Annotated in this window: 24 protein-coding genes; 16 read left to right on the top strand and 8 right to left on the bottom strand. The window is 68.2% G+C overall.

Translation table 11 applies throughout. The features are described 5' to 3' along the window. Positions 1 to 20 precede the first annotated feature (20 nt). Positions 21 to 1,016, top strand: coding sequence for an LLM class flavin-dependent oxidoreductase (locus tag FHR90_RS05040; RefSeq protein ID WP_176626053.1), 996 nt, complete (start codon positions 21 to 23; stop codon positions 1,014 to 1,016). Positions 1,017 to 1,019: 3 nt separating this feature from the next. Here the strand turns inward: FHR90_RS05040 and FHR90_RS05045 are convergent, their stop codons facing one another. Further along, positions 1,020 to 1,586: a hypothetical protein gene (locus FHR90_RS05045; protein ID WP_176626055.1), complete on the bottom strand. Its 567-nt coding sequence runs from the start codon at positions 1,584 to 1,586 to the stop codon at positions 1,020 to 1,022. A gap of 193 nt (positions 1,587 to 1,779) precedes the next feature. Here FHR90_RS05045 and FHR90_RS05050 point away from each other — a divergent pair, with 193 nt between their 5' ends. The 3 genes from FHR90_RS05050 to FHR90_RS05060 all read left to right on the top strand — a co-directional run bounded on the left by FHR90_RS05050 (position 1,780) and on the right by FHR90_RS05060 (position 5,103). After that, positions 1,780 to 2,055 carry a hypothetical protein gene (locus FHR90_RS05050; protein WP_183274873.1) on the top strand — a complete coding sequence of 92 codons (276 nt, stop codon included), beginning with the start codon at positions 1,780 to 1,782 and terminating at the stop codon, positions 2,053 to 2,055. 88 nt (positions 2,056 to 2,143) lie between these two features. Next, positions 2,144 to 4,258 (top strand): M13 family metallopeptidase, encoded by a 2,115-nt coding sequence (locus FHR90_RS05055; protein WP_176625081.1) that lies wholly within the window; start codon positions 2,144 to 2,146, stop codon positions 4,256 to 4,258. Positions 4,259 to 4,266: 8 nt separating this feature from the next. Then, a complete protein-coding gene (locus FHR90_RS05060) occupies positions 4,267 to 5,103 on the top strand; it encodes a TIGR01459 family HAD-type hydrolase (RefSeq protein ID WP_176625085.1) in 837 nt (278 codons plus the stop codon). Between the two features lie 16 nt (positions 5,104 to 5,119). Here FHR90_RS05060 and FHR90_RS05065 read toward each other — a convergent pair whose 3' ends face one another. Continuing rightward, the gene (locus tag FHR90_RS05065; protein ID WP_176625083.1) at positions 5,120 to 5,677 is read right to left on the bottom strand and encodes a YqgE/AlgH family protein; all 558 of its coding nucleotides are present in this window, start codon (positions 5,675 to 5,677) and stop codon (positions 5,120 to 5,122) included. Positions 5,678 to 5,831: 154 nt separating this feature from the next. On the opposite strand from FHR90_RS05065, the gene FHR90_RS05070 reads away from it, so the two are divergent. The 5 genes from FHR90_RS05070 to FHR90_RS05090 all read left to right on the top strand — a co-directional run bounded on the left by FHR90_RS05070 (position 5,832) and on the right by FHR90_RS05090 (position 9,654). Then, on the top strand, positions 5,832 to 6,080 hold the full coding sequence (locus tag FHR90_RS05070) for a hypothetical protein (protein WP_183274874.1): 249 nt from the start codon (positions 5,832 to 5,834) through the stop codon (positions 6,078 to 6,080). Between the two features lie 35 nt (positions 6,081 to 6,115). Continuing rightward, positions 6,116 to 6,526: an organic hydroperoxide resistance protein gene (locus tag FHR90_RS05075; RefSeq protein ID WP_246330037.1), complete on the top strand. Its 411-nt coding sequence runs from the start codon at positions 6,116 to 6,118 to the stop codon at positions 6,524 to 6,526. Then, complete coding sequence (locus tag FHR90_RS05080) at positions 6,526 to 7,272, top strand: SDR family NAD(P)-dependent oxidoreductase (protein WP_176623084.1); 747 nt, start codon at positions 6,526 to 6,528, stop codon at positions 7,270 to 7,272. The genes FHR90_RS05075 and FHR90_RS05080 overlap by 1 nt, the downstream gene beginning before the upstream one ends. Next, the gene (locus FHR90_RS05085) at positions 7,269 to 8,183 is read left to right on the top strand and encodes a PPK2 family polyphosphate kinase (protein ID WP_266152915.1); all 915 of its coding nucleotides are present in this window, start codon (positions 7,269 to 7,271) and stop codon (positions 8,181 to 8,183) included. Before FHR90_RS05080 ends, FHR90_RS05085 begins: the two co-directional genes overlap by 4 nt. A gap of 97 nt (positions 8,184 to 8,280) precedes the next feature. Beyond that, entirely contained in the window at positions 8,281 to 9,654 is a 1,374-nt protein-coding gene (locus FHR90_RS05090; protein ID WP_176623086.1) for an NAD-dependent succinate-semialdehyde dehydrogenase, read from the top strand. A 21-nt stretch (positions 9,655 to 9,675) separates the two neighbouring features. Here the strand turns inward: FHR90_RS05090 and FHR90_RS05095 are convergent, their stop codons facing one another. The 4 genes from FHR90_RS05095 to clpS form a co-directional block, all read right to left on the bottom strand. Then, on the bottom strand, positions 9,676 to 10,914 hold the full coding sequence (locus FHR90_RS05095; RefSeq protein ID WP_176623088.1) for an Hsp70 family protein: 1,239 nt from the start codon (positions 10,912 to 10,914) through the stop codon (positions 9,676 to 9,678). A 49-nt stretch (positions 10,915 to 10,963) separates the two neighbouring features. Further along, entirely contained in the window at positions 10,964 to 11,218 is a 255-nt protein-coding gene (locus FHR90_RS05100) for a hypothetical protein (protein WP_176623090.1), read from the bottom strand. 160 nt (positions 11,219 to 11,378) lie between these two features. Then, positions 11,379 to 13,712 carry an ATP-dependent Clp protease ATP-binding subunit ClpA gene (clpA, locus tag FHR90_RS05105; RefSeq protein WP_176623092.1) on the bottom strand — a complete coding sequence of 778 codons (2,334 nt, stop codon included), beginning with the start codon at positions 13,710 to 13,712 and terminating at the stop codon, positions 11,379 to 11,381. A 258-nt stretch (positions 13,713 to 13,970) separates the two neighbouring features. After that, positions 13,971 to 14,372: an ATP-dependent Clp protease adapter ClpS gene (gene clpS / locus FHR90_RS05110; protein WP_218061993.1), complete on the bottom strand. Its 402-nt coding sequence runs from the start codon at positions 14,370 to 14,372 to the stop codon at positions 13,971 to 13,973. Positions 14,373 to 14,683: 311 nt separating this feature from the next. On the opposite strand from clpS, the gene FHR90_RS05115 reads away from it, so the two are divergent. Further along, entirely contained in the window at positions 14,684 to 15,844 is a 1,161-nt protein-coding gene (locus FHR90_RS05115; protein ID WP_183274875.1) for a D-alanyl-D-alanine carboxypeptidase family protein, read from the top strand. 116 nt (positions 15,845 to 15,960) lie between these two features. Continuing rightward, entirely contained in the window at positions 15,961 to 16,761 is an 801-nt protein-coding gene (gene map / locus FHR90_RS05120; RefSeq protein ID WP_176622935.1) for a type I methionyl aminopeptidase, read from the top strand. On the opposite strand, the gene FHR90_RS05125 is transcribed toward map, so the two are convergent. Then, positions 16,752 to 17,660, bottom strand: a complete 909-nt coding sequence (locus tag FHR90_RS05125; protein WP_176622933.1) for a LysR family transcriptional regulator — start codon at positions 17,658 to 17,660, stop codon at positions 16,752 to 16,754. The two genes, map and FHR90_RS05125, sit on opposite strands and share 10 nt — an antisense overlap. A 117-nt stretch (positions 17,661 to 17,777) precedes the next feature. On the opposite strand from FHR90_RS05125, the gene glaH reads away from it, so the two are divergent. Then, positions 17,778 to 18,722 (top strand): glutarate dioxygenase GlaH, encoded by a 945-nt coding sequence (glaH, locus tag FHR90_RS05130; RefSeq protein WP_176622931.1) that lies wholly within the window; start codon positions 17,778 to 17,780, stop codon positions 18,720 to 18,722. Further along, positions 18,716 to 19,960 (top strand): L-2-hydroxyglutarate oxidase, encoded by a 1,245-nt coding sequence (lhgO, locus tag FHR90_RS05135; protein ID WP_176622929.1) that lies wholly within the window; start codon positions 18,716 to 18,718, stop codon positions 19,958 to 19,960. Before glaH ends, lhgO begins: the two co-directional genes overlap by 7 nt. Before the next feature lie 38 nt (positions 19,961 to 19,998). Here lhgO and FHR90_RS05140 read toward each other — a convergent pair whose 3' ends face one another. Next, the gene (locus FHR90_RS05140; protein WP_176622927.1) at positions 19,999 to 20,232 is read right to left on the bottom strand and encodes a hypothetical protein; all 234 of its coding nucleotides are present in this window, start codon (positions 20,230 to 20,232) and stop codon (positions 19,999 to 20,001) included. A gap of 260 nt (positions 20,233 to 20,492) precedes the next feature. Between FHR90_RS05140 and ggt the strand changes: the two genes are divergently transcribed. The 3 genes from ggt to FHR90_RS05155 all read left to right on the top strand — a co-directional run bounded on the left by ggt (position 20,493) and on the right by FHR90_RS05155 (position 24,690). Next, positions 20,493 to 22,280 (top strand): gamma-glutamyltransferase, encoded by a 1,788-nt coding sequence (gene ggt, locus FHR90_RS05145; protein WP_266152860.1) that lies wholly within the window; start codon positions 20,493 to 20,495, stop codon positions 22,278 to 22,280. A gap of 195 nt (positions 22,281 to 22,475) precedes the next feature. Further along, the gene (gene purB / locus FHR90_RS05150; RefSeq protein ID WP_176622923.1) at positions 22,476 to 23,819 is read left to right on the top strand and encodes an adenylosuccinate lyase; all 1,344 of its coding nucleotides are present in this window, start codon (positions 22,476 to 22,478) and stop codon (positions 23,817 to 23,819) included. Positions 23,820 to 23,907: 88 nt separating this feature from the next. Continuing rightward, the gene (locus tag FHR90_RS05155) at positions 23,908 to 24,690 is read left to right on the top strand and encodes an NRDE family protein (RefSeq protein WP_183274876.1); all 783 of its coding nucleotides are present in this window, start codon (positions 23,908 to 23,910) and stop codon (positions 24,688 to 24,690) included. Positions 24,691 to 24,789 lie beyond the last annotated feature (99 nt).

Consider the following 24,789-nt stretch of genomic DNA (forward strand, 5'->3'; position numbering starts at 1 on the left):
ATACTCCCCACATCGAGGGCATGATCCCGCTCTCGGTCCTCGATCTCGCCCCGGTCTGTGCCGGTTCCGACGCCTCCGCCTCGCTCGCCAACTCGCGCGATCTCGCCCGGCACGCGGAAGCGTTGGGCTATCACCGCTACTGGCTGGCCGAGCATCACGGCATGCCAGGCATCGCCAGTGCGGCGACCTCGGTGGTGATCGCCGACATCGCCGCCGCCACCTCGACGATCCGTGTCGGTTCGGGCGGGGTGATGCTGCCCAATCACGCGCCGCTGCTGATCGCCGAGCAGTTCGGCACGCTGGCGGCCCTGCATCCGGGCCGGATCGATCTCGGCCTCGGCCGCGCGCCCGGCACCGACCAGCGCACCGCGCAGGCGATCCGCCGCTCGCTGGTCCGCGAGGAGGATTTCGTCCACGACGTCATGGAGCTGCAGGCCTATTTCGCCGGCACCGCACCGGTGCTGGCGACCCCGGGGCGCGGGCTGGAGGTGCCGATCTGGATCCTCGGCTCCAGCCTGTATGGTGCCCAGCTCGCCGCCGCCCTCGGCCTGCCCTATGCGTTCGCCTCGCATTTCGCGCCTGCCGCCCTCGACGAGGCGGTTGCGGTGTATCGTCAGCGCTTCCAGCCCTCGCCGGCCTGGCCGAAACCGTATTTGATGGTGGCAGCCAACGTCATCGCCGCACCCACCGAGGCGGAGGCGCGGTTCCTGTTTACCTCGCTGCAGCAGGCTTTCGTCAACCTGCGCACCGGCCAGCCGGGACTGCTGCCCGCTCCGGTCGAGCGGCTGCCGTTCGACGAGGAGCTGTTGCGACGCACCGGAGCCGGATCGGCGCTGTCGGTGTCGGCGATCGGCGATCCGGCGCAGGTCGGCGAGGCGCTGCGCGCGATCGTGGCGCGGACCGGCGCGGACGAGCTGATCCTGACCGCCCAGATCCACGATCATGCGGCCCGGAGGCGCTCGTTCGCCATCGCCGCGGAGGCGATGGGCCTCACGCCGCTCGCACGGGCCGCCTGAACCCTATTTGGCCGGGGCCGCGGGCTCGATGAGCTCGGCCACGGGCGGCTGCGCCGGAACGTCGGGGCTGTGGAAGGCCGAGGCGGTCGGCGTTTTCGACGGCCCGGTGGCGGGATGCATGGTCGGCTCGGTCTGCCGCATGCAGCCGCGCACCAGGGCGGCGCAGACGCCGTCGGTGCCGACCGCCATGTCGTCGTCGCCGGTGTAGTGCAGTTCGCTCACGCGCCCGTCGACCAGCCGCAGCGAGGCCGAGCAATAGGTGCCCGAGCCGCCCAGCGACACGCCGCCGAGGCTGAGCGGGAGCTGGACCGTCAGCCCGCCGGTGGCCGACGGCTTGTTGATGTAGGTCAGCAGCTCGGTGCGGGCATTGAGCCTGGTGGTCTTGTCCGGCGGCCCCGCGCAGGCCTCGAGGTCGTTCGCGGTCATTCCGATCATGTTGTACTGGGCCTGGTGGGCCATCTTCGACTGCGAGTAGCCGCAGCCGGCCAGCAGCAGCGGCAGCAGCACGGCGAGACGCGGCCGGATCGCGCACGAGGGGGCGGTGGTGAGGTCGGGAGGGGAGTGTGTCATCGGCGCTCCTGATCTGGCGATCCTTATGCTCTACCGGCCCCGGCCGGGTCGGCAAACCCTCACATACCCGCTTGTTTCGCCAACGTTTTGTTGTAAGGTCGATGCAACCGCACCGCGGACAAGGTCGATCAAGCATGGTCGGCTGGCAGGTTGCGGCGGCCGAACAGATCGGTCAGGGAGAGGAACAGCACAGATGAGACATCACCCGACTTGCCACGCTCTGGCCGCGGCCGGATTGCTGGCGGCCCTGGGGCTGCCGGTCGCCGCCGGGGCCCAGACGACGGCGGCCGCCGATTCGACGCCGCCGGCCGTGACGCCGAAGGCGCATCACAAGGTGCATCACCACAAATCCACGGTCGCCGCCAATCCGAACGGCACCGGGGTCGCGAATGGCCGTACCGGTGGCCAGCCGATGGCCGACGAGGCGCTGCCGGCGCAGCCCCAGGCGGAGCCGACCCCGTCGCAGTAAGCCCCCGGCGCGCGGAGGGGGCGGGCCGCCCGGTCCGGAGCACTCGCCCCCGTTGACGCCGGCGCGTCGCTGGTGTCTCGATAACGACATGATACCGACCCGTCGCGCCGGCCTCGCCGCGCTGCTCCTCGCCTCCTGTGTCGTGCCTGCTCTTGCGCAGGACAAGCCTCCTGCTCCGGTCAAGGCCGCACCCGCGTCGCCGGCCGCCGTCGATGACGGTTCCACCATTCCGGCCGCGCCGCATTACGGCGAATGGGGCTTCGATGCCGCCGGCATGGACCGCTCGGTTGTGCCGGGCAACAGCTTCTTCGATTTCGCCGACGGCACCGCCGTGCGCGAGATGGTGATCCCGGCCGACCGGACCGCCTGGGGCGCGTTTCCGATCCTCGCCGACCTGTCGCAGCGCCAGGTGCATGGACTGCTGGAGGCAGCAGCCAAGCCGGGTGCGGATAATGCGAAGCTCAGCCCCGACATGAAGCGTGCGGCGGTCTTCTATGCCGCGTTCATGGATGAGAAAGCTGTCGATGCGCGTGGCATCGCGCCGCTGGCGCCCGACTTCGCCCGGGTGAAGGCGGCCACGACACCGGCACAGATCGCCGCCCTGTTCGGCGACGGGATGACGCATTTCGGCAGCAGCCTGTTCGGCCTCAGCATCGATCCCGATGCCAAGCACCCCGAGCGCTATGCGATCGGCATTTCGCAGCCGGGCCTCGGCCTGCCCGACAAGAGCTTCTACACGGGGGCGAACTTCGCCGCGAAGAAGACGGCCTATCGCGCCTATGTGGAGGCGATCCTCAAGGCCACCGACTGGCCCGACGCGGCCGCGAGCGCCGATCGCATCCTCGCCTTCGAGGACAAGCTCGCCGCCGCCAACTGGGACCGCAAGGATCGCCGCGACCCCGACAAGACCTACAACCCGGTCAGCTTCGCCGAGTTGGTGAAGATCGCGCCGGGCTTCGACTGGTCGGCCTATTTCGCCGCCGCCGGGCTGCCGAAGACGGCGCCAATCGTGCTCGCCGAGAAGAGCGCGATCGTCTCGGTCGCCGCCCTGGTCGGCAAGACCGACGCGCAGACCCTGCGCGACTGGGCGGCGTTCCGTATCGCCGATGCCGCCGCCAGCGTGCTCGACGACAAGCTCGACACGCTGCGCTTCGAGTTCCGCGGCAAGACCCTGTCCGGCCAGCAACAGCAGCAGCCGCGCTGGAAGCGCGCCGTGGCCTCGGTCAACGGGGCACTCGGCGAGGCGGTCGGCAAGCTCTATGTCGAGACCTACTTCCCGGCCTCGTCGAAGGCGCAGATGGAAGTGTTGACCCAGAACCTCAAGGCTGCATTCCGCAAACGTCTCGAACACAACACGTGGATGTCGGCGCCGACCCGTGAAGCGGCGATCAGGAAGCTCGACAGCTTCACCATCCAGGTCGGCTATCCGAAGCACTGGCGCGACTATGCCGGGCTCGAGATCAAGGCCGACGATCTCTACGGCAATGCCGAGCGTGCCGGCGCCTTCGAGTGGCAGTACTGGCTCGGCCATCTCGGCAAGCCGGTTGATCGCGATGTGTGGGACATGACCCCGCAGACGGTGAATGCCTACAACGAGCCGCTGTTCAACGAGGTGGTGTTCCCGGCCGCGATCCTGCAGGCACCGTTCTTCGATCCCAAGGCCGATCCGGCGATCAACTACGGCGCGATCGGCGGTGTGATCGGCCATGAGATGACGCATGGCTTCGACGACGAGGGCCGCAAGTTCGACGCCCGTGGCCAGCTCCGCGACTGGTGGACCAAGGAAGACGGCAAGCGCTTCGAGGCACTGGCGGCGAAGCTCGGCGCGCAGTTCGAGGCGATGACGACGCCGTTCCCCGGCATGCACATCAATGGCGGGCTGACCATGGGCGAGAACATCGCCGATCTCGGCGGGCTGACACTTGCACTCGATGCCTATCACGCCTCGCTCGGCGGCAAGCCGGCACCCGTGGTGGGTGGCTTCACCGGCGACCAGCGGGTGTTCCTCGGCTGGGCGCAGGTCTGGCGCGAGAAGCTGCGCGACGACACGGCGAAGCAGCTGCTGGTCACCGACCCGCATTCGCCGCCCTATGCACGCGTCAACGGCCCGATGCACAACACCGATGCCTGGTACAGTGCCTTCGACGTCAAGCCCGGCGACAAGCTCTATCTCGCGCCGCAGGACCGCGTGCGCATCTGGTGAGCCCGGTGATGCGGAGGCTGGCCGGGCTGCGCGAGGTCGTGGATGGCTATGATGGCTTCATCCTCGACCTGTGGGGGGTGCTGCATGACGGCGTGCGCCCCTATCCCGGCGCGATCGACACGCTCTCCCGCCTGCGTGACGCGCGGAAGCGCGTCGTGCTGCTGTCGAACGCGCCGCGCCGGGCGGCGCGGGCGATCGACGGGCTGCGCGCGATGGGCTTCGACGATTCGCTCTATGACGGCGTGCTGACCAGCGGCGAGGCGACCTATCGCCTTCTCGCCGAGGCGCCACCCTTCGGGGCGGGGCGGCGGCTGTTCCATCTGGGGCCGGAGCGCGACCGCAACGTGTTCGAGGGCCTCGACTACATCGAGGCGCCCATCGGGACGGCGGATTTCCTGCTCAACACCGGCCCCGACGATCTCTCCGGTGCGCACGACATCGAGCCCTATCTGCCGGCCCTCGACGCGGCACGTGCGGCCGGGCTGCCGATGCTGTGTGCCAATCCCGATCTGGAAATCGTCCGCGACGGACAGCGCCTGGTCTGCGCGGGGCTGCTGGCCGAGCACTACGCGGGCCAGGGCGGGGTGATGCGGATGGTCGGCAAGCCAGATCCGGCGGTCTATGCGACCGTTCTGGACATACTCGGCGTTGCGCCCGCCCGGGTGCTGGCGGTGGGAGATTCACTGCGCACGGACATGTCGGGCGCCCGCAATGCCGGTCTCGACGGGCTGTGGGTGCTGGGCGGCATCCACGCCGAGGAAGCTGCCAGCCCCGAAGCGGCCGCCGCGGCGGCCCGTGCCGCTTCCGTCACCCCGATCGCCACGGTGCCCGCCTTCCTCTGGTGACGTCGACCCGTCGGCCTCAGGCGTGGCCGATGCCGGAGACGAGCTGCCCCGGATCGACACCGACACGGTGCAGGGCGCGGCGCCATTTGGTGTCGAAATCGCGGTCGAACAGGATCGCCTCCTCGGCCGGCACCGACAGCCAGACATTGGCGGCGATCTCGTCTTCGAGCTGGCCCGGCGACCAGGCGGCGTGACCGAGGGCCAGCATGGCACGGCGGGGCCCCTCGCCGGCGGCGATGGCGCGCAGGACATCGAGGCTGGCGGTCAGCGTGGTCGCCTCGTCGACGGCGAGGCTCCCATCGCCGCTCCAGTCGGCGCTGTGCAGCACGAATCCCCGCTCGCTGGCCACCGGGCCGCCGGCGCACAGACCGATCTGGCGCTGCGGCGGGACAGGCTCGACGCCGAGTTGCTCCATCAACCCGACGAAATCCGGCTGCGACAGGCGCCGGTTGATCACCAGCCCCATCGCCCCGTCCTGAGGCGAATGGGCGCACAGATAGATCACGCTGTGGGCGAAGGGCGGGGTGGTCAGCGCCGGCATCGCCACCAGCAGCCGGCCCGACAGATCCGCCATCGGCTCCTCTGCGGGCGCCGGACGCGCATGGTGCGGCGTGAGGCCGGGGTGCTGACAGGTCTGGTCGGTCATCGGGGCTGAGTTAGCGGCGAAATCCGGCAGGGATGCAAGCAGGCTCTTGTCAGCGTGACCGGCGGAGGCTGTGCTGTGGCGCATGGTCTATACACTCGCCTTCGTCGACAGCCCGGTCCCGTCGATCCCGCCGCGCGGGGCGGCGCGGCCGCCGGCGCCGAGCGACCGGCGCGAGCATTTCGGCACCCCGGAGGCGGCATTGCGCCGGGCGGCAGCGATGATGCCGGTGCCGGCCTGGCGCCGGCTGCGCCTGTTCGGGCCGGATGGCGCGCTGATCGCCGACCATGCTGCGATCCTCGCCCGGCTGGAGGCCGAACCGCGCCGGGGCTGAGACGTTTTCGCTTCCGATCTACAGGGGACATGCCGATGTCGTTCACAGCTTCCGCCACCACGCTTGCCGGCCGCAACGGCCATGTGAAGAGCGAGACCGGGGTCGTCGATCTCGATCTGGCGATGCCGAAGCCCGACGGATCGCCGGGCAAACCGGGCGCGACCAATCCGGAGGAGCTGTTCGCCTCGGGCTACTCGGCCTGTTTCGGCTCGGCGGTGATCGCGGTCGCCGGAGCCGAGAAACTCCGTCCCGAGCAGGTGTCGATCACCGCCGATGTCACGCTGCTGACCGAGAACAACGATTTCCGCCTCGCCGTGGTGCTCAAGGCGCATATCGAAGGTCTGGAAGCCTCCGAGGCCGAGCGGATCGTGCACAAGGCGCATGAGGTCTGCCCGTATTCGAAGGCGACGCGCAACAACATCAAGGTGGAGCTCGAGATCGTCTGATGGCGCTGTTCCTGGTCACCGGCGCGACGGCCGGATTTGGTGAGGCGATCACGGAAGCGGCGATCGCGGCGGGGCATCGGGTCATTGCCGCCGGCCGGCGGGAGGACCGCCTGCATGCGCTCGCCGGGCGGCTGGGCGAGGCAGTGCTGCCGCTGGTGCTGGACGTGTCGGACGCCGGGGCTGTCGCCGCACTGCCGGACAGCCTGCCCGAGGGCTGGCGGGAGATCGACGTGTTGGTCAACAATGCCGGGCTGGCACGTGGGCTCGGCCCGGCCCACGAGGTCGATCTGGCCGACTGGGATCTGATGGTGGCGACCAACGTCACCGGGCTGATCCACCTCACCCGTGCGATCCTGCCCGGGATGGTGGCCCGCAATCGCGGTCATGTGGTCAATCTCGGCTCGATCGCCGGCACCTACCCCTATCCGGGCGGCAACGTCTACGGCGCGACCAAGGCATTCGTGCGCCAGTTCAGCCTCAACCTGCGCGCCGATCTGATCGGCACGAAGCTGCGGGTGACGGATATCGAGCCCGGCCTGTCGGGCGGCAGCGAGTTCTCCCAGGTGCGCTTCGGAGACGAGGCGAAGGCGAAGGCGGTCTATGAGGGCACCGATCCGCTGACCCCGGCCGATATCGCCGAGGCCGTGCTCTGGGCGGTGTCGCAGCCTGGCCGCGTCAACATCAACCGCATCGAGATGATGCCGGTGTGTCAGGCCTCGGCGGCACTTGCCGTGCACCGCACGTGAGCCTGTCCCCCAAGGCCAGGCGAGCGCTGGTCGACCGCTACCGTATCATTGACGGCGCAGATTTCCGGCTTGCCGATCGCGACCCGGCCGACAAGGGCATCCTGTCCGATTTCGACAAGGACGAAGGCGCCGAGCAGCTTGCCCGCGGGGTCGCGCATCTGGCCGCGTTGCAGGAGCGGTTGTATGCGGACGGGCGGTTTGCCCTGCTGGTGGTGTTCCAGGCGATGGATGCGGCCGGCAAGGACGGGACCATCAAGCATGTGATGTCGGGGGTCAATCCGGCCGGCGTGTCGGTGACCTCCTTCAAGCAGCCCGGGCCGGTCGAGCTGGCGCATGACTTCCTGTGGCGCATCCACATGGCCCTGCCGGCGAATGGCCGCATCGGCATCTTCAACCGATCGCATTACGAGGACGTGCTGGTCAGTCGGGTCCATCCGGAAATCATCGCCGACCAGGGATTGCCCCATGGCCCGACCCTCGACGGGCGTCCGGCCAGCGAGAAGTTCTGGGACCGGCGACTGAAGGACATCGCCCATTTCGAGCGCTATCTCACGCATCAGAACATCCATGTCATCAAGTTCTTCCTGCACGTCTCGAAGGAGGAGCAGCGAAAGCGGCTGTTGGCCCGGCTCGACGACGAGGAAAAGCTGTGGAAGTTCTCGCCCTCCGACGTGAAGGAGCGTGACTACTGGGACCAGTATCAGCACGCCTACGAGGCGGCGATCGCAGCGACGGCCCACAAGCGCGCGCCCTGGTTCGTGGTGCCCGCCGATCGCAAATGGTATGCACGGATCGTCGTCGTCGAGGCGCTGATCGATCTTCTCGAGAGTCTCGATCCACAGCCGCCGGAAAGCGGGCACGATGCGCAGACCCTGGCCAAGGCGCGGGAGGCGCTTCAGCACGAGGATTAGTCTCACGCCTGTGTGAGGGAGGCATTCGTGCTGCGACCATGCGGCGGGCGGTGTCGTTAGCGCGGAGGTTGACCACACGATCGGAGACAGAGACGCGATGAGCGCCTACCGGACCCTCAATCCCGCCACCGGCAAGATCGAGAAGAGCTTCGAGACCTTCAGCGACGCCACGCTGGCAGAGAAGGTGGACACCGCCCAGGCCGTCTGGTCACAGGACTGGCGCCGCCGGACGATCGCCGACCGCGCCGCCGTCGTCGAGCGGGCTGCCGGCCTGCTGCGTGACGGGCGCGAGCGCTATGCGCGGCTGATCAGCATCGAGATGGGCAAGGTGCTGAAGGAGGCGGTCGGCGAAACCGCGCTCGCCGCCGACATCCTGTCCTACTATGCGAAGAACGCCGAGCGCTTCCTCGCTCCGCGCCAGTATGAGGCCTCCACCGGCAAGGCGACGATCCTGCGTCAGCCGCTCGGCATCATCTACTGCATCGAGCCGTGGAACTTCCCCTATTACCAGCTCGCCCGGGTGGCGGGGCCGAACCTGATGGCCGGCAATGTGGTGATGGTCAAGCACGCGCCGGGCGTGCCGCAATGCGCGGAGGCGTTCGCCGAGCTGTTCATCAAGGCCGGTGCGCCGGAAGGCATCTACACCAACCTGTTCATCACCAACGACCAGTCCGAGCAACTGATCGGTCGGCCCGAGATCCGGGGTGTCGCACTCACCGGCAGCGAACGCGCCGGCGGCACGGTCGCCGCGCAGGCGGGCAAGGCGCTGAAGAAGACCACGCTCGAACTCGGCGGCTCCGACCCGTTCATCGTGCTCGACGATGCCGATCTCGACACCACGGTGAAGCTGGCGGTGGCCGGGCGGATGTCGAACAACGGCCAGGTCTGCACCGCGTCGAAGCGGATGATCGTGCATTCCTCGCTGTATGAGGAATTCACCGAGCGCCTCGCCACCGCGATTGCCGGCTTCACCTATGGCGATCCGCTCGAGCAGGGTGTCACCCATGGCCCGATGAGCAGCGAGGACGCGATGAAGCGCGCGCTGTCGCAGGTCGAGGAGGCGGTCTCGCATGGTGCGACCCGGCGGATCGGCGCCGAGCGTCTCGACCGCGACGGGTTCTTCATGCAGGCCGGCATCCTGACCGATCTCGCGAAGGACAATCCGGTCTATTATCAGGAGATCTTCGGCCCGGTCGCCATCGTCACCCCGGTCGACAGTGATGACGAGGCGGTGGCACTGGCCAACGACTCGCCCTACGGGCTCGGCGGTTCGGTGCACACCGCCGATCTGGCCCGCGGCCGCGCCATCGCCGAGCGGATCGAGACCGGCATGGTCTATCTGAACGGCATCACCGGCACCGCGCCCGACGTTCCGTTCGGCGGGGTGCGCAATTCCGGCTACGGGCGCGAATTGTCGGAGCTCGGCATCGAGGAGTTCCTCAACCACAAGCTGATCCACGAACCCGCCTGACGCGTCACCGGTCGGGGCCGGTCAGCCGGCTCCGATCAGGGCGAGTCCCTCGGCAACACTGACCAATTCGCCACCGCCGGTCACCCGCCCGGCGCCGAAGCGGTCTGTAAACAGCCGCTGCACCGCAGGCACGAACGAGGTGCCGCCGGTCAGAAACACTTGGTCGACCTGCCCGGCCTCGAGTCCGGCATCGGCCAGCGCTGCATCGACAGCAGCCGACATCCGCGCCAGATCGGGCGCGATCCAGGCCTCGAAATCGCTGCGCTGGATCGGTTCGGCGATGTCGAGCCGGCCGTGGCTGAAGCGCAGGGTGGCGGAGTCCCGTTGCGACAGCGCCGTCTTCGCCGCCGACACGGCTTGGTACATCGCGAACCCCTGCTCGTCCTCGATCAGTTCGGCGAGCGCCTCGAGGCGGTCCGGCCGGCTGGCATGACGCGCCGTCTCGGCGATCTCGCGCAGGGTCTTCGGGTTGCGCATCATCGACAGCCGGTGCCAGCGCGCGAAGGCTGAGTAGTACTCGGCCGGCATCGGCAGGTCGTTGCCCATCGGCCGATAGATGTCGTCGCGGCCGAGATGCGGGCAGATCACCCGCTCGATGATGCGCTGGTCGAACGCATCGCCCGCCAGCCCGACGCCGGCATGGCCGAGCGGACGCACGGTCTCGCCGGGCGTGAAGCGCAGCACCGAGAAATCGCTTGTGCCGCCGCCGAAATCGCCGACCAGCACCGTGGTGGGCCGGGTCAGCCGGCGCGAGAACCGCCAGCCCGCGCCTTCCGGCTCCAGCACCACCGACACCTCCGCGAACCCTGCCTCGGCGAAAGCCTTGCGCAGCCGTTCGACCCCGAACGCGTCGTCCGCCAGTTCGCCCGCGAAGCGGACCGGCCGGCCGATCGTCGCGTGCACCTCGCCGGGCGAGAAGCCGGCGGCCTGCGCCATGGCACGCAGGAAGGTGGCGATCAACGTCTGGAGGGTGAAGCGCCGGCCGAAGATGCGCGTCTCGGTGAAGCTGCGCTGTGCGAGGTAGGACTTCATCGACAGGATCAGCCGGCTGTCGAGCGGATCGTCGAGATAGGCGCCGACACCGGCGGGCCCTGCGGCGTGATGCAGCGCCTCGCCGGCACGTCCCTGCTCGCTCCAGAAGCACAGCACGGAGCGGAACCCGTCGTCGGTGCCGAAGCGCGTGCTGCGCACGCTGCCATCCGGCTGCACAACGGCCACCACGGTGTTGGTGGTGCCGAAATCGATCCCGATCGTCTGCATGGGCGGGGCTTGAAGCAGATCGCCCCGCCGTAAGCAATCGCCTGCCGGGTCAGCCCAGCCGTTCGGCGTAGTGGCCTCGATGCCAGACCCAGCGGCCCTCCCACACCCAGCGGCCCGGGCGCCAGACCCAGTAGGGATGCAGCGCAGGCGGTGGAGGCGGGGGCGGTTCGACGATCACCGGCGGGGGGGCCGGGCGCTCGGCCACGATGACACGGTGCGGCGGCGGCTCGTAGACGCAGCCCGACAGGATCATGCCGGCCAGGATGGAGGCGGCCGCCGGCAGCCGGAGGTGGCGGGGGGTCATCGCATGGCGTCCTGCACTGTTTATCGGCGCAGCATCGCCGGGCAATTGGGGCGGCAATGGTGGTGCCTCTGCGACGGTCGGTAACGCAGTGTGGCACAATGAAAAGGGCCTGCCGGGGATGTCCCGGCAGGCCCGATGCTTCGGAACGCCTCGTTCCGGATCAGTTGGCGGTTTCAGCCTCGCGCTCGCTGCTGCCCTCGTCGGGGTCGCTGCTCGAGCCCGCCGGCGGCAGGAACTCGAAATCGAGTGCGCCGTCCTTGAGCGACACCTTCACCGAGCCGCCCTTGGTCAGCTTGCCGAACAGCAGTTCCTCGGCCAGTGGCTTCTTGATGTGCTCCTGGATGACGCGGGCCAGCGGCCGCGCCCCATACAGTCGCTCGTAGCCGCGCTCGGCCAGCCATTCCTTCGCCGCCGAGGACAGCTCGATGGTGACGTTGCGGTCGGCGAGCTGGGCCTCGAGCTGCAGGACGAACTTCTCCACTACACGGCCGACGATCTCCGGCGTCAGCCCCGCAAACGGGATGATCGCATCGAGACGGTTGCGGAACTCGGGGGTGAACAGGCGCTTGATCGCCTCCTCGTCCTCGCCGACGCGCACCTCGCGGCCGAAGCCGATCGCCTCGCGCGCCAGATCCGCCGCCCCTGCGTTGGTGGTCATGATCAGGATCACGTTGCGGAAATCGACCGTCTTGCCGTTGTGGTCGGTCAGCTTGCCGTGGTCCATCACCTGCAGCAGGATGTTGTAGAGATCCAGATGTGCCTTCTCGATCTCGTCGAGCAGCAGCACGCAATGCGGGTGCTGGTCGATCGCGTCGGTCAGCATGCCGCCCTGGTCGAAGCCGACATAGCCCGGCGGGGCGCCGATCAGCCGCGAGATCGAGTGCCGCTCCATGTATTCCGACATGTCGAAGCGGATCAGCTCGATGCCCAGCGTGGAGGCGAGCTGGCGCGCGACCTCGGTCTTGCCCACCCCGGTCGGGCCGGAGAAAAGGTAGTTGCCGATCGGCTTCTCCGGGTCGCGCAGGCCGGCGCGCGAGAGCTTCATCGCCGCGGCCAGCGTCTCGATCGCCTTTTCCTGTCCGAACACCATCGACTTGAGGTCGCGCTCCAGCGAACGCAGCACCTCTTTGTCGTCGGCCGACACGCTCTTGGGCGGGATGCGGGCGATCTTGGCCACCACCTCCTCGACGTCGCGCAGCGTGACGGTCTTGCGGCGCTTGGCCTCGGGCAGCAGCATCCGGCTCGCACCGACCTCGTCGATCACGTCGATCGCCTTGTCCGGCAGCTTGCGGTCGTGGATGTACTTGGCCGACATCTCGACCGCGGCCCGGATCGCCTCGTCGGTGTAGCGGACCTTGTGGTGCTTCTCGTAGTTCGCCTTCAGTCCGCGCAGGATCTTCACCGCGTCCTCGACCGAGGGCTCGGGCACGTCGATCTTCTGGAAGCGCCGCACCAAGGCGCGGTCCTTCTCGAAATAGGTGCGGAATTCCTTGTAAGTGGTCGAGCCGATGCAGCGCAGCGTGCCGGCGGCGAGCGCTGGCTTGAGCAGGTTGGAGGCATCCATCGCGCCGCCCGAGGTCGCGCCCGCGCCGATCACGGTATGGATCTCGTCGATGAACAGCACCCCGCCGGGATTGTTCTCGAGATCGGTGACCACCGCCTTGAGCCGCTCCTCGAAATCGCCCCGATAGCGCGTGCCGGCGAGCAGCGCGCCCATGTCGAGCGCGTAGATCGTCGCGTTGGCCAGCACCTCCGGCACCTCGCCATCGACGATGCGCTTGGCCAGCCCCTCGGCGATGGCCGTCTTGCCCACGCCCGGATCGCCCACATAGAGCGGATTGTTCTTGGTCCGGCGGCACAGGATCTGCACCGTGCGGTCGATTTCCTGGTCACGGCCGATCAGCGGATCGATCCGACCCGCCTGAGCCTTCTTGTTGAGATTGACGCAGTACGTCGCCAGCGCTTCGGCCTTCTTGGCCGAGCGTGAACCGCTGCCGCTGTCCTCGCGCTCGCCGCCTTCGGCGCTCTCCCCACGTTCCGAGCGCGGGGCGACGCGGCCCGGCGCCTTGGCGATGCCGTGGCTGATGAAATTGACCGCATCCAGCCGGGTCATGTCCTGGAGCTGGAGGAAATACACCGCATGGCTCTCGCGCTCGGAGAACAGCGCGACCAGCACGTTGGCCCCGGTGACCTCGTCGCGGCCGGAGGACTGCACGTGGATCGCCGCACGCTGGACCACGCGCTGGAACCCGGCGGTGGGTTTGGGCTCGGCGCTGCGGTCGGTGGCGAGGCCGGCGAGGTCCTTGTCGAGGAACTCGGTCAGATCGGTGCGCAGCTTGTCGATATCGACGCCGCAGGCGCGCAGCACCGTCACCGCGTCGTTGTCGTCGACGAGCCCGAGCAGCAGGTGTTCGAGGGTGGCATATTCGTGGCGCCGTTCGCCCGCCAGCGACAGGGCGCGGTGGAGCGTCTGTTCGAGGGTGCGAGACAACATGGTCCGACGCTCCTTTCTATGCGGCTGCGGAGGGTCCGGATCGGTTCGGGCCACCCGCGCGGGTATCATCTTCCGGCGGTTGCGCCGGTTTGGCAAAGCAGATTCTCCTTTGGCGGGAGATTTGCCGGGCATCTGAGGAGATCGCGCCGCAGGTCCGCTGCCGCAAGGACTTGAAAATCACCATCTGCGTAATGAAACGCCGTGGCGACGACGGGCGGCGGAAGGAACGGTCAGGCGGCAGCGTCGATCGGGACAGTTTCAGTCCTTCTCGATCGTGCATTGCAGCGGATGCTGGTTCTGCCGGGCGAGGTCCATCACCTGCGTCACCTTGGTCTCGGCGACCTCGTAGGTGTACACGCCACACACCCCAACGCCACGCTTGTGGACATTGAGCATGATGCGCGTGGCCTCGTCGCGGGTCTTCTGGAAGAACCGCTCCAGCACGTGAACGACGAACTCCATCGGCGTATAGTCGTCGTTGAGCATCAGCACCTTGAACATCGCCGGCTTGCGCGTGCGCGGCCGCGCCTTGACCACGACCGCGGTGTTCGGACCCTTGTCGGCGTCCTGGTCGGGGGTGGTGCTGTCGGGCTTGCGCGGGCCGATCGCGGCACGCGCCAGCCTGTCCGTGGCCGCAGGCCCCGTCCGCGCCGGTGTCATCACTGTGTCGATCTGAGGCATCGCCCCATCATATGTGATGTCCATGGTCCGATGAAAGGTGTTCGCGGGCAGAGGGTTCGCCGCCGGTGGCGTGACGGTCCGGGAACCGCCGTGCAACCGGCAGTATGCGGAGTTATCGCCCGTTCGGCTCATTAAAGATACAAAACATCCTCCAACATCCTCATGGTTAACCTTTTTTTGGTAGACGGAGGTTATGGTTTTCCGCATTGTGACAGGGTAGTCACATCAGCGGGTCGCGGCCGATTGCGGTGGGATCGCGGCGACCGGAAGTTGACAGTGAAGGAATGGCGATGACGGACGGGTGCGGTGCGGGTGTTGCGGGCGCGTGCGCGCCGATCGCCGGCGGCAGGCGTCGCAGGCTCGGCCGTCTCGGCGCGCTGTCCGCGCTGCTCGCGGCTTGCCTGCCGCTCGCGCCGGTCGCCGCACACGCCCAGTATCATCACATGCTCAGCACCATCACCCTTGATGCCTCCACCGGCAACGTGCTGAGCCAGGACAATCCCGACCTGCAGCGCTATCCGGCCAGCCTGACCAAGCTGATGACGCTGTATCTGACCTTCAAGGCGCTCAAGGCCGGGCAGATCAGCCTCGACACCGCCGTGCCGGTCTCCATCCATGCCGCCTCGATGGAGCCCTCCAAGCTCGGACTGGTGCCCGGCTCCTATTTCACCGTGCAGCAGGCCGTGCTCGGGCTGGTGACAAAATCCGCCAATGATGCCGCCTGTGCGCTGGGCGAGCTGCTTGGCGGGGGCGACGAGGATGCCTTCGCCGATCTGATGACCCGGCAGGCGCATGCGCTCGGCATGAATGCCACCACCTTCCGCAACGCCTCCGGCCTGCCCGACCCGGAACAGGTTACCACCGCGCGCGACCTCGCCCTGCTGACCCGACACCTGCTGATCGACTTCCCCGACCAGTACCACTGGTTCTCGGTGCCGTCCTTCGTGTTCCGCGGCCGCATGGTGATGAACCACGATCCGATGCTGCGCATCTACCCGGGCGCCGACGGGCTCAAGACGGGGTACACCCTGGAAGCCGGCCGCAATCTCGTCACCTCGGCGGTGCGCGGCAATGTGCGCCTGGTCGGCGTCGTGCTCGGCGCCTGGAGCAACACGCAGCGCAGCAACGTGATGGCCTCGCTGCTCGATGACGGTTTCCGCCAGGAAGGCGTGCCGGTCGATGCGGCGCCGCGCATCGATACGCCCGACGATTCCGACGAGTTGCTGGCCGCCGCCGCCGCTTCGCATCACCGTTCGAGCTATGCCGCGCGGCATGCCGGCCGCAAGAGCCATTCGCCGGCTGCCGGCGTCGCCCTCGCCTCGGCCCATGGCGCCAATCGCCGTGGCTCGAAGTTGCGCGGGGCAAGCGTGCATCTGGTGGTGGCCAAGCCGGCCGCCGCGCATGCCACCAGCCACGCTAAACACGCCAAATCCCCCCGTCATCGCGCCTGAGCATCGACGCGCCTGCGGGCCGGTCGCGTCGATGCTTGGCCTGACCCCGTCGCCTCATGATATGACGCTCGCATGACCGATATTCAGAGCGACATTCTGGCCAGGGGGCGCGCGTGATGGATGGTGGTGGCGAGAGCCGGCGTATCCTCCTGCACGATCCGTCCGATTTCGCGCCGATGCGCGCCGCCGGCGAGCTCGCCGCGCGAACGCTCGACATGATCACGCCGCATGTCGTCGCCGGAGTCACCACCGGCGAACTCGACGACATCATCGACGCCTTCATGGTCGCCAATGGCGCGATCTCGGCAACGCTGGGCTATCGCGGCTACCCGAAATCCTCCTGCATCTCGCTCAACCATGTCGTCTGTCATGGCATTCCCGGCGACCGCAGGCTGGTCGACGGCGACATCCTCAACATCGACGTCACCTGCATCCTCGATGGCTGGTATGGCGACACCTCCCGCATGTACACGGTCGGTCCGATCTCGCGCCGGGCGGAAATGCTGATCGACGTGACCTACGAGTCGCTGATGCGTGGTCTCGCGGTGATCCGCCCGGGGGCGACGCTGGGCGATATCGGCCATGCCATCCAGAGTTATGTCGAACCCAAGCGCTTCTCGGTGGTGCGCGATTTCTGCGGCCATGGCATCGGCCGCACCTTCCACGCCGCGCCCAACGTGGTGCATTTCGGCCGCCCCGGCGAGGGCCTGACCCTCAAGCCCGGTATGTTCTTCACCGTCGAGCCGATGATCAATGCCGGCAAGCCGGAGGTGAAGGTGCTCGACGACGGCTGGACCGCGGTGACCCGCGACCGCTCGCTCTCGGCGCAGTTCGAGCACATGATCGGCGTGACCGAGACCGGCTGCGAGATCTTCACCCTCTCGCCGGCGGGGCTGCACAAGCCGCCCTACGGCTGAGCCGACGCGGCCAGGAACGTCCTCGCCGAGTCGACGAACTGTGCGACGCATGGCGACATGCCGCGGCTGCGATGGGCGAGGGCAAGCTCGATCTCGGCGTCGAAATCCTCGATCTCCCGGAAGACGATGTTGTCCACCCGCAGCGAGGACAGCGAACGCGGTCCGAGCACGACGCCGTAGCCGGCGGCGGCCAGGCTGATCGCGGCCAGGAAATCGCCCACCTGGTCGGTCGGCCTGACCTCGAAGCGGCCGATCTCGGCCAGCGCGTGCAGCTTGTCGGAAAACCCGGCCGTCTCGTGGAAATGCGGGATCAGGAACACTTCCTGCGCAAGATCGGCGGCGCGCAGGCGGGGCGTGGCGGCGAGCGGATGATCCACGGCCAGGGCGATCCTGATCGGCTCGCGCTGGATCACGAAACCTGTATTGCCGGCGCCGTATTGCGGTCGCGGGCGGATCAGCGCGATGTCGATGCGGCCCTCGCCGAGAGCCTCGATCTGCGTCGGCGTGTCGAGCGCGATCACCTCCATGCGCACCGCCGGGTGGTGGTGGCGGAAGCGTCGCAACAGCTCGGCGAGCAGCCCCGAGGTGACCGCCGAGCCGACATAGCCGAGCGTCACGCGGCCGCTCTCGCCACGTCCGGCGGCGCGCCCGACCTGCTCGGCACGCTCGATCTGGCGCAGGGCCGCGACCGCCTCGGGCAGGAACAGCCGTCCGGCCTCGGTCAATGTCACCGCAGAGCGCTTGCTGCGGTGAAACAGCCGCGCGCCGAGCCGTTCCTCGAGATGACGGATGTGCAGGCTGAGTGCGGACTGTGCGAGATGCAGCCGGTCCGCCGCACCGGCGAAATGCAGTTCCTCCGCGGTGGTCAGAAAGCAGCGCAGCTGACGGTAATCGATCACCGGGGCAGCCTACGATCTCTGATCTGTCTGCGCGATTAAAACATCGCGAACCGCTATTGGGCCGGCGATGGGCGACGGGCGCATATCATCGATGTCAACCCGCAGCAGGAGGACGCCATGGGCGCCCAGACCCCCACCGTCATCGACCGTTCCATCCCGCTCTCGACCGCCTCGGGCAAGGTGAGGATCGCCCCGCACCCCCGGCACGCGCGGCTGCGTCATCTCGCCTTCGAGACCGCCGCGCTGCGCCGCTTCTTCGACGAGGTCGCCGATATCGAGGTGCAGAACCTCGAGTATGTGCCGTTCATGCGCTTTCATGTCGCCCGCAAGCTCGCCGAGGCGGTAGGCGAGGACCTCGCGGACACGGTGCGCGCCATCGTCACCGACCGCAACACCGGCGGCTTCACCCTCGGCGTGCAGTCGGTGACGTCGAACCCGCAGGATTACGTGAAGCTCGGCACCGCCATCGGCCATCTGATCGGTCCCTGCAACCACGATGCGATGTCGGGCACCTATTACGCCCGCTTCGAGGTTCGCGACACCGATGCCAGCGATTCCTACCTGCGTCAGGCCTATCGGCTGTTCACGCTGCACACCGACGGCACCTTCGTCGACGAGGCGACCGACTGGCTGCTGATGATGAAGTTCGCCGAGGCCAACGCGGTCGGCGGCGAGTCGCGCTTCCTGCATATCGACGACTGGTCCGAGCGTGACATCTTCCTGCACGATCCGCTGGCGACGCGGCCGATGCTCCACAAGGCGCCGGGTTCGAAGAACGTCGCCCAGTCGATCGAGCGTCCGGTGTTCTTCCAGAGTCGCTTCGGCCTCGCACTCAGCTTCATCGACCAGTTCGTGCAGCCCCGCAACGGCGAGGAAGCCGACTATCTGCGCCGGTTGTCGGCGTCGATGGAGGCCTCGCCGGCCACCACCGAGGTGGGACTGCCGGTCGGCGACCTGGTGGTGCTCAACAACCTGTTCTGGCTGCATGGCCGCGCACCGTTCCAGAAGAATGCCGGCCTGCATCGCGAGCTGATGCGCCAGCGCGGCATGATCTCATGCTGAGCGGGCAACCCGAGGCGACGAGCGATGTCGTCGTCGTCGGTGGCGGCATCATCGGCGTCGCCACCGCCCTGGAGCTGACCCGGCGCTGGCCGGGCATCAGCGTGACCCTGGTGGAGAAGGAGGCGAGCCTCGCCGCCCATCAGACCGGCCACAACAGCGGCGTCATCCACGCCGGGGTCTACTACGCCCCCGGCAGCCTCAAGGCGGAGTTCTGCCGGCGCGGCTCGCAGGCGATCTACGAGTTCGCCGCCGAGCACGGCATCGCCCATGAGCGCTGCGGCAAGCTGATCGTGGCGACCACCGAGCTGGAGGTCGAGCGCCTGCAGGCGCTCAAGGCACGCTGCGAGGCCAACGGTCTCGATCCCGAGCCGATCGACGCCGCACGGCTGCGCGAGCTCGAGCCCAACATCAGCGGCCTGGAAGCGATCCGGGTTGCCTCCAGCGGCATCGTCGACTACCCGGCGATCACCCGCGCGATGGCAGACATCGCCACCGGCCGGGGCGTGACCATCCGTCTCGGCGAGGAGGTGATCGCGATGAGCGAAACCATGTCGGGGGTATCGGTGACCACCGATCGCGGCCGCATCGCCGCGGGATACGCCATCGTCTGCGCCGGTCTGATGGCCGACCGGCTGGCCGGGATGTGCGATCTCGACCTCGATTTCCGCGTCGTGCCGTTCCGGGGCGAGTACTACCGACTGCCGGAGCGCTGTCGCGACATCGTCCGGCACCTGATCTATCCGGTTCCCGATCCCGACCTGCCATTCCTGGGCGTGCATCTCACCCGCATGGTCGGCGGCTACATTACCGTCGGGCCGAACGCCGTGCTGGCGCTGGCGCGCGAGGGCTATCGCTGGCGCGATGTCAATCTGCGCGATCTGGGTGAGCTGGCCCGGTTCGGCGGCTTCTGGCGCACGCTGCGCGCCAATGCCCGCTCGGGTCTGGGCGAGATGCGGAACTCGATCTGGCGACGTGGCTATCTCCAGGCCTGCCGCAAATACTGCCCCTCGCTCAGGCTCGAAAACCTCACCCCCTATCCCGCCGGCGTGCGCGCCCAGGCGGTGGGCCGTGACGGAACGCTGCTGCATGATTTCCTGGTGCGCCGATCCCGGGCCAGCCTGCATGTCTGCAACGCACCGTCTCCGGCGGCGACCTCGTCGATGCCGATCGCGCAGTACGTGGTCGACCAGTTCGGCGAGGCCTTCGGTATCCAGCCGGCGAACCCCGTCGCGGCCTGATCGGCCGCAACGACGTCAGATCTGACCGGTGATGGTCTTCAGGGCTGTCGTCGCTGGTGCTCCAGTTCGTTCGTGCCGATCGCAGCAGACGTCGGCGGCAGGCGAAGCAGCAGTGCTTCGAGACAGTCCACTTCGTAGGTCCATTCCCTCCCGGCAATATCCTGGTCAGAAACTCTCAGGACGGGATTCCTGTAGCGACGGTAGCAGTGCAGCGCTGTTTCCAAGGCGGCGCGCAGGACGCGGATATCTGCATCCTCGACAACGATAGCCATTCGATGGCGTCTCCCAGTGGACGCCGGATCTGTGTCCGGCCGATTGGAGCCGGCGATTCCGGCTTCTTTGTGTAATTACGGTGACGGCGGTCAATGGATTGCGACGAAACGGCGGACTACGTCATGTGTGATGAGACAGACGAGCAGCGATCTCGCGCAAGGTAGGAGCGAACCGGGCCCTTGTCGCCCCGATGCGGCTCACTCATCATGCCGACGGTCCGGCAATTGTCGTTGGACCGGCTGTCCCGAGGAGACCGCATGTGACCGAATGGATTGGCCGCCGCTGGCGGTGGCTTGCAGCCGCCGCGGCCCTCGCCTTGGCCCATCCGGTTTTCGCCGCTCCCGCACCGTCCGGCGACCCTCTCGCCGCGGCGCAGGAAAATACGCTTCCGCTCGATATTCCGCCGCCGGTCGGCGCCGGGCACGGCATGGTCGCCACCGCCCAGCACCTCGCCTCGCAGGTTGGTGCCGACGTCCTCGCGCGCGGGGGCAACGCGGTTGATGCCGCAGTGGCGGTGGCCTATGCGCTGGCCGTGGTCTATCCGGCGGCCGGCAATCTCGGCGGCGGCGGCTTCATGACCGTGCGCATGGCCGACGGCCGGACCGATTTCCTCGATTTCCGCGAGAAGGCGCCGCTCGCCGCGACGCGGACCATGTATCAGGACGCCAATGGCCAGGTGATCCCCGGCAAGTCGGTTGATGGCTGGCTCGCCGTCGCGGTGCCCGGCACGGTGGCCGGCATGGAGGTCGCGCGCACGAAATTCGGCACGCTGTCGCGCCAGGTGCTGATGGCGCCGGCGATCCGGCTGGCGGCGAAGGGCTATGTGCTGGGCGAGGGCGACGTGTCGCTGATCGCGGCGGTGGCCGACAACCTCAAGACCGACCACGATGCCGCGGCGATCTTCCTCGATGACGGCGAGGTGCCGGAGACGGGCACGAATCTGGTGCAGGCTGATCTCGCCCGTACGCTGGAAGCGATCTCGAAGGACGGGCCGGCCGCCTTCTATCATGGCCCGGTCGGCGCCGAACTGGTCGCCGCCAGCAGGCGCGGCGGCGGGATCATCACCCAGGGCGATCTCGATCACTACAAGGTTCGCGAACTGCCGCCGCTGAGCTGCTCGTATCGCGGCTACCACATCGACACCGCGCCACCGCCGAGCGCGGGCGGGATCGCGGTGTGCGAGATCCTGTCGATCCTGCAGGGCTACGACATGCACGCGCTCGGCTTTCACAGTGCCGCGTCGGTGCATCTGATGGTCGAGGCGATGCGGCGCACCTATGCCGATCGTGTCGCACTCGGCGATCCGGATTTCGTCCACGACCCGATCGACCGCATCCTCTCGCCCGAGCACATCGCCGCCGCACGCGCGGCGATTCCCGCCGACCGGGCAATGAAATCCTCCGAGATCAAGGTCGATCTCGGCGGCGGCGGCGAGGGGCACAACACCACCCATTTCTCGATCATCGACGGCCACGGCAACGCGGTGGCGATGACCTACACGCTCAACAACTGGTTCGGCGCCGGCGTGGTGGCGGGCTCGACCGGCATTGTGATGAACGATGAGATGGACGATTTCACCGCCCGTCCCGGCACGCCCAACATGTTCGGCCTGGTGCAGGGCGAGGCGAATGCCATTGCGCCCGGCAAGACGCCCGTCTCGTCGATGTCGCCGACGATCCTGTCGAAGGACGGTCACGTGGTGATGTCGATCGGCAGCCCCGGCGGGTCGCGCATCCCGACCATCACGCTGGAGGTGATCATGAACGTGATCGATTACGGCATGGACATCCGCACCGCCATCGACGAGCCGCGAATCCATCAGCAATGGATGCCCGAACCGGTCGAGATCGAGCCCGGCGCGCTCACGCCTGCGGTGCAGAAGCAGCTCGAGGCGATGGGCTACACCTTCAAGCCGCACGCCCCCTGGGGTGTGGGTGCCGGCGTGCTGGTGGGGGCGAAGCATCTCGGCGGGCGGCCGACGCCAAAGGTGGCGCTGTGGGGGAGTGCGGATGATCGTCGGCCGGGTGGGGCTGCGGTCGGCGAGTAGCATCGCAGGGGCGCTGCCCCTGCACCCCGGCAGGAGGCGCGGCCTCCTGCACCTGCGGTCAGAGGCATGTTGCGTCTCTCTGTACGATTGGCGCACGACCCGAAACAGACTATTTCACCGCAAAATCGAGAGGTCCAGGAGGCGAGCCTCCTGGCGGGGGTTCGGGGGCGGCACCCCCGACTGACAGGAGCACCGATGGTCCCGCGCTACACCCGTCCCGAGATGGCTGCCATCTGGGCGCCCGCGAACCGCTACCGCATCTGGTTCGAGATCGAGGCGCTGGCGGCGGAAGCGATGGCAGAATATGGCGACGTGCCGCGCGGGGCCGCCGCTACCATCCGCGTCAACGGCGATGCCGCGATGGCGGCGTTCACCGATGCCGATCTCGCACGCATCGACGAGATCGAGGCCGAGACCCGGCACGACGTGATCGCGTTCCTGACCTGGCTGGCGGAGAAGGTCGGCCCCGACAGCCGCTTCGTGCATCTCGGCATGACCAGCTCCGACGTGCTCGACACCTGCCTGTCGGTGCAGCTCACCCAGGCCACGGATCTGCTGCTGGCCGATCTCGACCGGCTGCTGGCGGCGCTCAGGACGCGCGCGATCGAGCACAAGCACACGCTGACCATCGGCCGCAGCCACGGCATCCATGCCGAGCCGACCAGTTTCGGCCTCAAGCTCGCCGGGCACTATGTCGAGTTCGAGCGCAACCGCGCCCGGCTGGTGGCGGCGCGCGCCGAGATCGCCACCTGCGCGATCAGCGGCGCGGTCGGCACCTATGCGCATGTCGATCCGCGCATCGAGGAGTATGTGGCGGCGAAACTGGGTCTCGCCGCCGAGCCGGTCTCCACCCAGGTGATCCCGCGCGATCGCCATGCGGCGTTCTTCGCGACCCTGGGCGTGATCGCGAGTTCGGTGGAGCGGCTGGCGACCGAGGTGCGGCATCTCCAGCGCAGCGAGGTGCGCGAGGCGGAGGAGTTCTTCCATCCCGGGCAGAAGGGCAGCTCGGCGATGCCGCACAAGCGCAACCCGGTGCTCAGCGAGAACCTCACCGGGCTGGCCCGGCTGGTGCGCGCGGCGGTGGTGCCCGCATTGGAGAACGTCGCGCTGTGGCACGAGCGCGACATCTCGCATTCCTCGGTCGAGCGGGTGATCGGCCCGGATGCGACACTCGCACTCGACTTCGCGCTGGTCCGTGCGGCCGGGATGATGGAGAAGCTGGTGGTCTATCCGGAGCGGATGGCGGCCAATCTCGAGAGCCTCGGCGGGGTGGTGCATAGCGGCGAGGTGCTGCTGGCACTCGCGCGCTCGGGGATCTCGCGCGAGGACGCCTACCGGATCGTGCAGCGCAATGCGATGGCGACCTGGACGAAGCTGGGCACGGCGGAGGGTCGACCGTTCCGCGACAATCTGGCCGAGGATCCGGACGTGTCGGGGCGGGTCGATCCGGCCGTGCTGGACGCGGCGATGGACAGCACGGCGCATCTGAGATCGGTCGATCACGTCTTCGCCCGGGTGTTCGGCCCTGCCGGGGGCTGAGCGTCCACGAACCGACGCGCACGGGCGGCAGGGCCGCAATGCAGCAATTCGACTGGCGAAGATTTCACATCGATGTCATGAGGGTCGAGTGTGCACTGTCATCGTCTCCCTTCGCCCCGGTGCGGCCTGGCCCCTGCATGTCGCCGCCAACCGTGATGAGCGCCTTGATCGTCCCTGGACACCGCCCGGTCGCCACTGGCCGGTGCAGCCGGATGCGTTCGGACCGCGCGACGATCTGGTCGGCGGGTCCTGGCTGACGGTGAACGAGGCCGGGGTGGTCGGCGCGGTGATGAACCGCTCCGGCAGCCTGGGTCCGGCCCCCGGCAAGCGTTCGCGCGGCGACCTGCCGCTGCTGGCCGCGCAGTTCGCGCATGCGGCCGATGCGGCGCGGGCGATCTCGGAGCTCGACGCCGGCACGTTCCGCAGCTTCAACATGGTAGTGGCCGATCGCGAGGAGGCATTCTTCCTGCGCGGTCTCGGCTACGGGCAGCCGCAGATCATGCGTCTGGAGCCGGGCGTGCACATGATCGCCTCCGGCGAGCCGGACGAGATCACCACGCCGCGGATCGCGCGCCATCTGCCGCGCTTCCGCGCCATCGAGCCGCCCGATCCGCAGATCGGCTGGTCGGGCTGGTCGGCGCTGCTGGCCGATCGCAGCCTGCCGGCGGGCAGCGAGCTCAACATCCCGCCGCGCTCGGGCTTCGGCACCACCAACTCGTCGATCATCGCCGTGCCGGCGGAGACCGACCGTCTGGCGCGCTGGCTGTTCTCTGGCGGGGCGCCTGACAGGGTCGGCTTCCGCGAGGTCGAATTCGAGCCTGCTGTGGCGATCGCGTCGGGTGCGCCATCGGCCGGACAGTACGCCGGCTGAGGTTCTGACGACACTGTGGTCCGGTTGGCCAATCGGCCCCGCGCTGCTATATCGCACCGCGTCGGTCCGGCCGCGAAGCCGGTCGGGACGCCCAGCCGC

The sequence above is a fragment of the Endobacter medicaginis genome (genome assembly GCF_014192375.1).
Classification (GTDB): Bacteria; Pseudomonadota; Alphaproteobacteria; order Acetobacterales; family Acetobacteraceae; genus Endobacter; species Endobacter medicaginis.

Coding starts and splice junctions, on each gene's coding strand:
- FHR90_RS05040 (WP_176626053.1), top strand. CDS start 21: ATGATCCCGCTCTCGGTCCTCGATCTCGCCCCGGTCTGTGCCGGTTCC.
- FHR90_RS05045 (WP_176626055.1), bottom strand. CDS start 1,586: ATGACACACTCCCCTCCCGACCTCACCACCGCCCCCTCGTGCGCGATC.
- FHR90_RS05050 (WP_183274873.1), top strand. CDS start 1,780: ATGAGACATCACCCGACTTGCCACGCTCTGGCCGCGGCCGGATTGCTG.
- FHR90_RS05055 (WP_176625081.1), top strand. CDS start 2,144: ATGATACCGACCCGTCGCGCCGGCCTCGCCGCGCTGCTCCTCGCCTCC.
- FHR90_RS05060 (WP_176625085.1), top strand. CDS start 4,267: ATGCGGAGGCTGGCCGGGCTGCGCGAGGTCGTGGATGGCTATGATGGC.
- FHR90_RS05065 (WP_176625083.1), bottom strand. CDS start 5,677: ATGGCGGATCTGTCGGGCCGGCTGCTGGTGGCGATGCCGGCGCTGACC.
- FHR90_RS05070 (WP_183274874.1), top strand. CDS start 5,832: ATGGTCTATACACTCGCCTTCGTCGACAGCCCGGTCCCGTCGATCCCG.
- FHR90_RS05075 (WP_246330037.1), top strand. CDS start 6,116: ATGTCGTTCACAGCTTCCGCCACCACGCTTGCCGGCCGCAACGGCCAT.
- FHR90_RS05080 (WP_176623084.1), top strand. CDS start 6,526: ATGGCGCTGTTCCTGGTCACCGGCGCGACGGCCGGATTTGGTGAGGCG.
- FHR90_RS05090 (WP_176623086.1), top strand. CDS start 8,281: ATGAGCGCCTACCGGACCCTCAATCCCGCCACCGGCAAGATCGAGAAG.
- FHR90_RS05095 (WP_176623088.1), bottom strand. CDS start 10,914: ATGCAGACGATCGGGATCGATTTCGGCACCACCAACACCGTGGTGGCC.
- FHR90_RS05100 (WP_176623090.1), bottom strand. CDS start 11,218: ATGACCCCCCGCCACCTCCGGCTGCCGGCGGCCGCCTCCATCCTGGCC.
- clpA (WP_176623092.1), bottom strand. CDS start 13,712: ATGTTGTCTCGCACCCTCGAACAGACGCTCCACCGCGCCCTGTCGCTG.
- clpS (WP_218061993.1), bottom strand. CDS start 14,372: ATGACACCGGCGCGGACGGGGCCTGCGGCCACGGACAGGCTGGCGCGT.
- FHR90_RS05115 (WP_183274875.1), top strand. CDS start 14,684: ATGACGGACGGGTGCGGTGCGGGTGTTGCGGGCGCGTGCGCGCCGATC.
- map (WP_176622935.1), top strand. CDS start 15,961: ATGGATGGTGGTGGCGAGAGCCGGCGTATCCTCCTGCACGATCCGTCC.
- glaH (WP_176622931.1), top strand. CDS start 17,778: ATGGGCGCCCAGACCCCCACCGTCATCGACCGTTCCATCCCGCTCTCG.
- lhgO (WP_176622929.1), top strand. CDS start 18,716: ATGCTGAGCGGGCAACCCGAGGCGACGAGCGATGTCGTCGTCGTCGGT.
- FHR90_RS05140 (WP_176622927.1), bottom strand. CDS start 20,232: ATGGCTATCGTTGTCGAGGATGCAGATATCCGCGTCCTGCGCGCCGCC.
- purB (WP_176622923.1), top strand. CDS start 22,476: ATGGTCCCGCGCTACACCCGTCCCGAGATGGCTGCCATCTGGGCGCCC.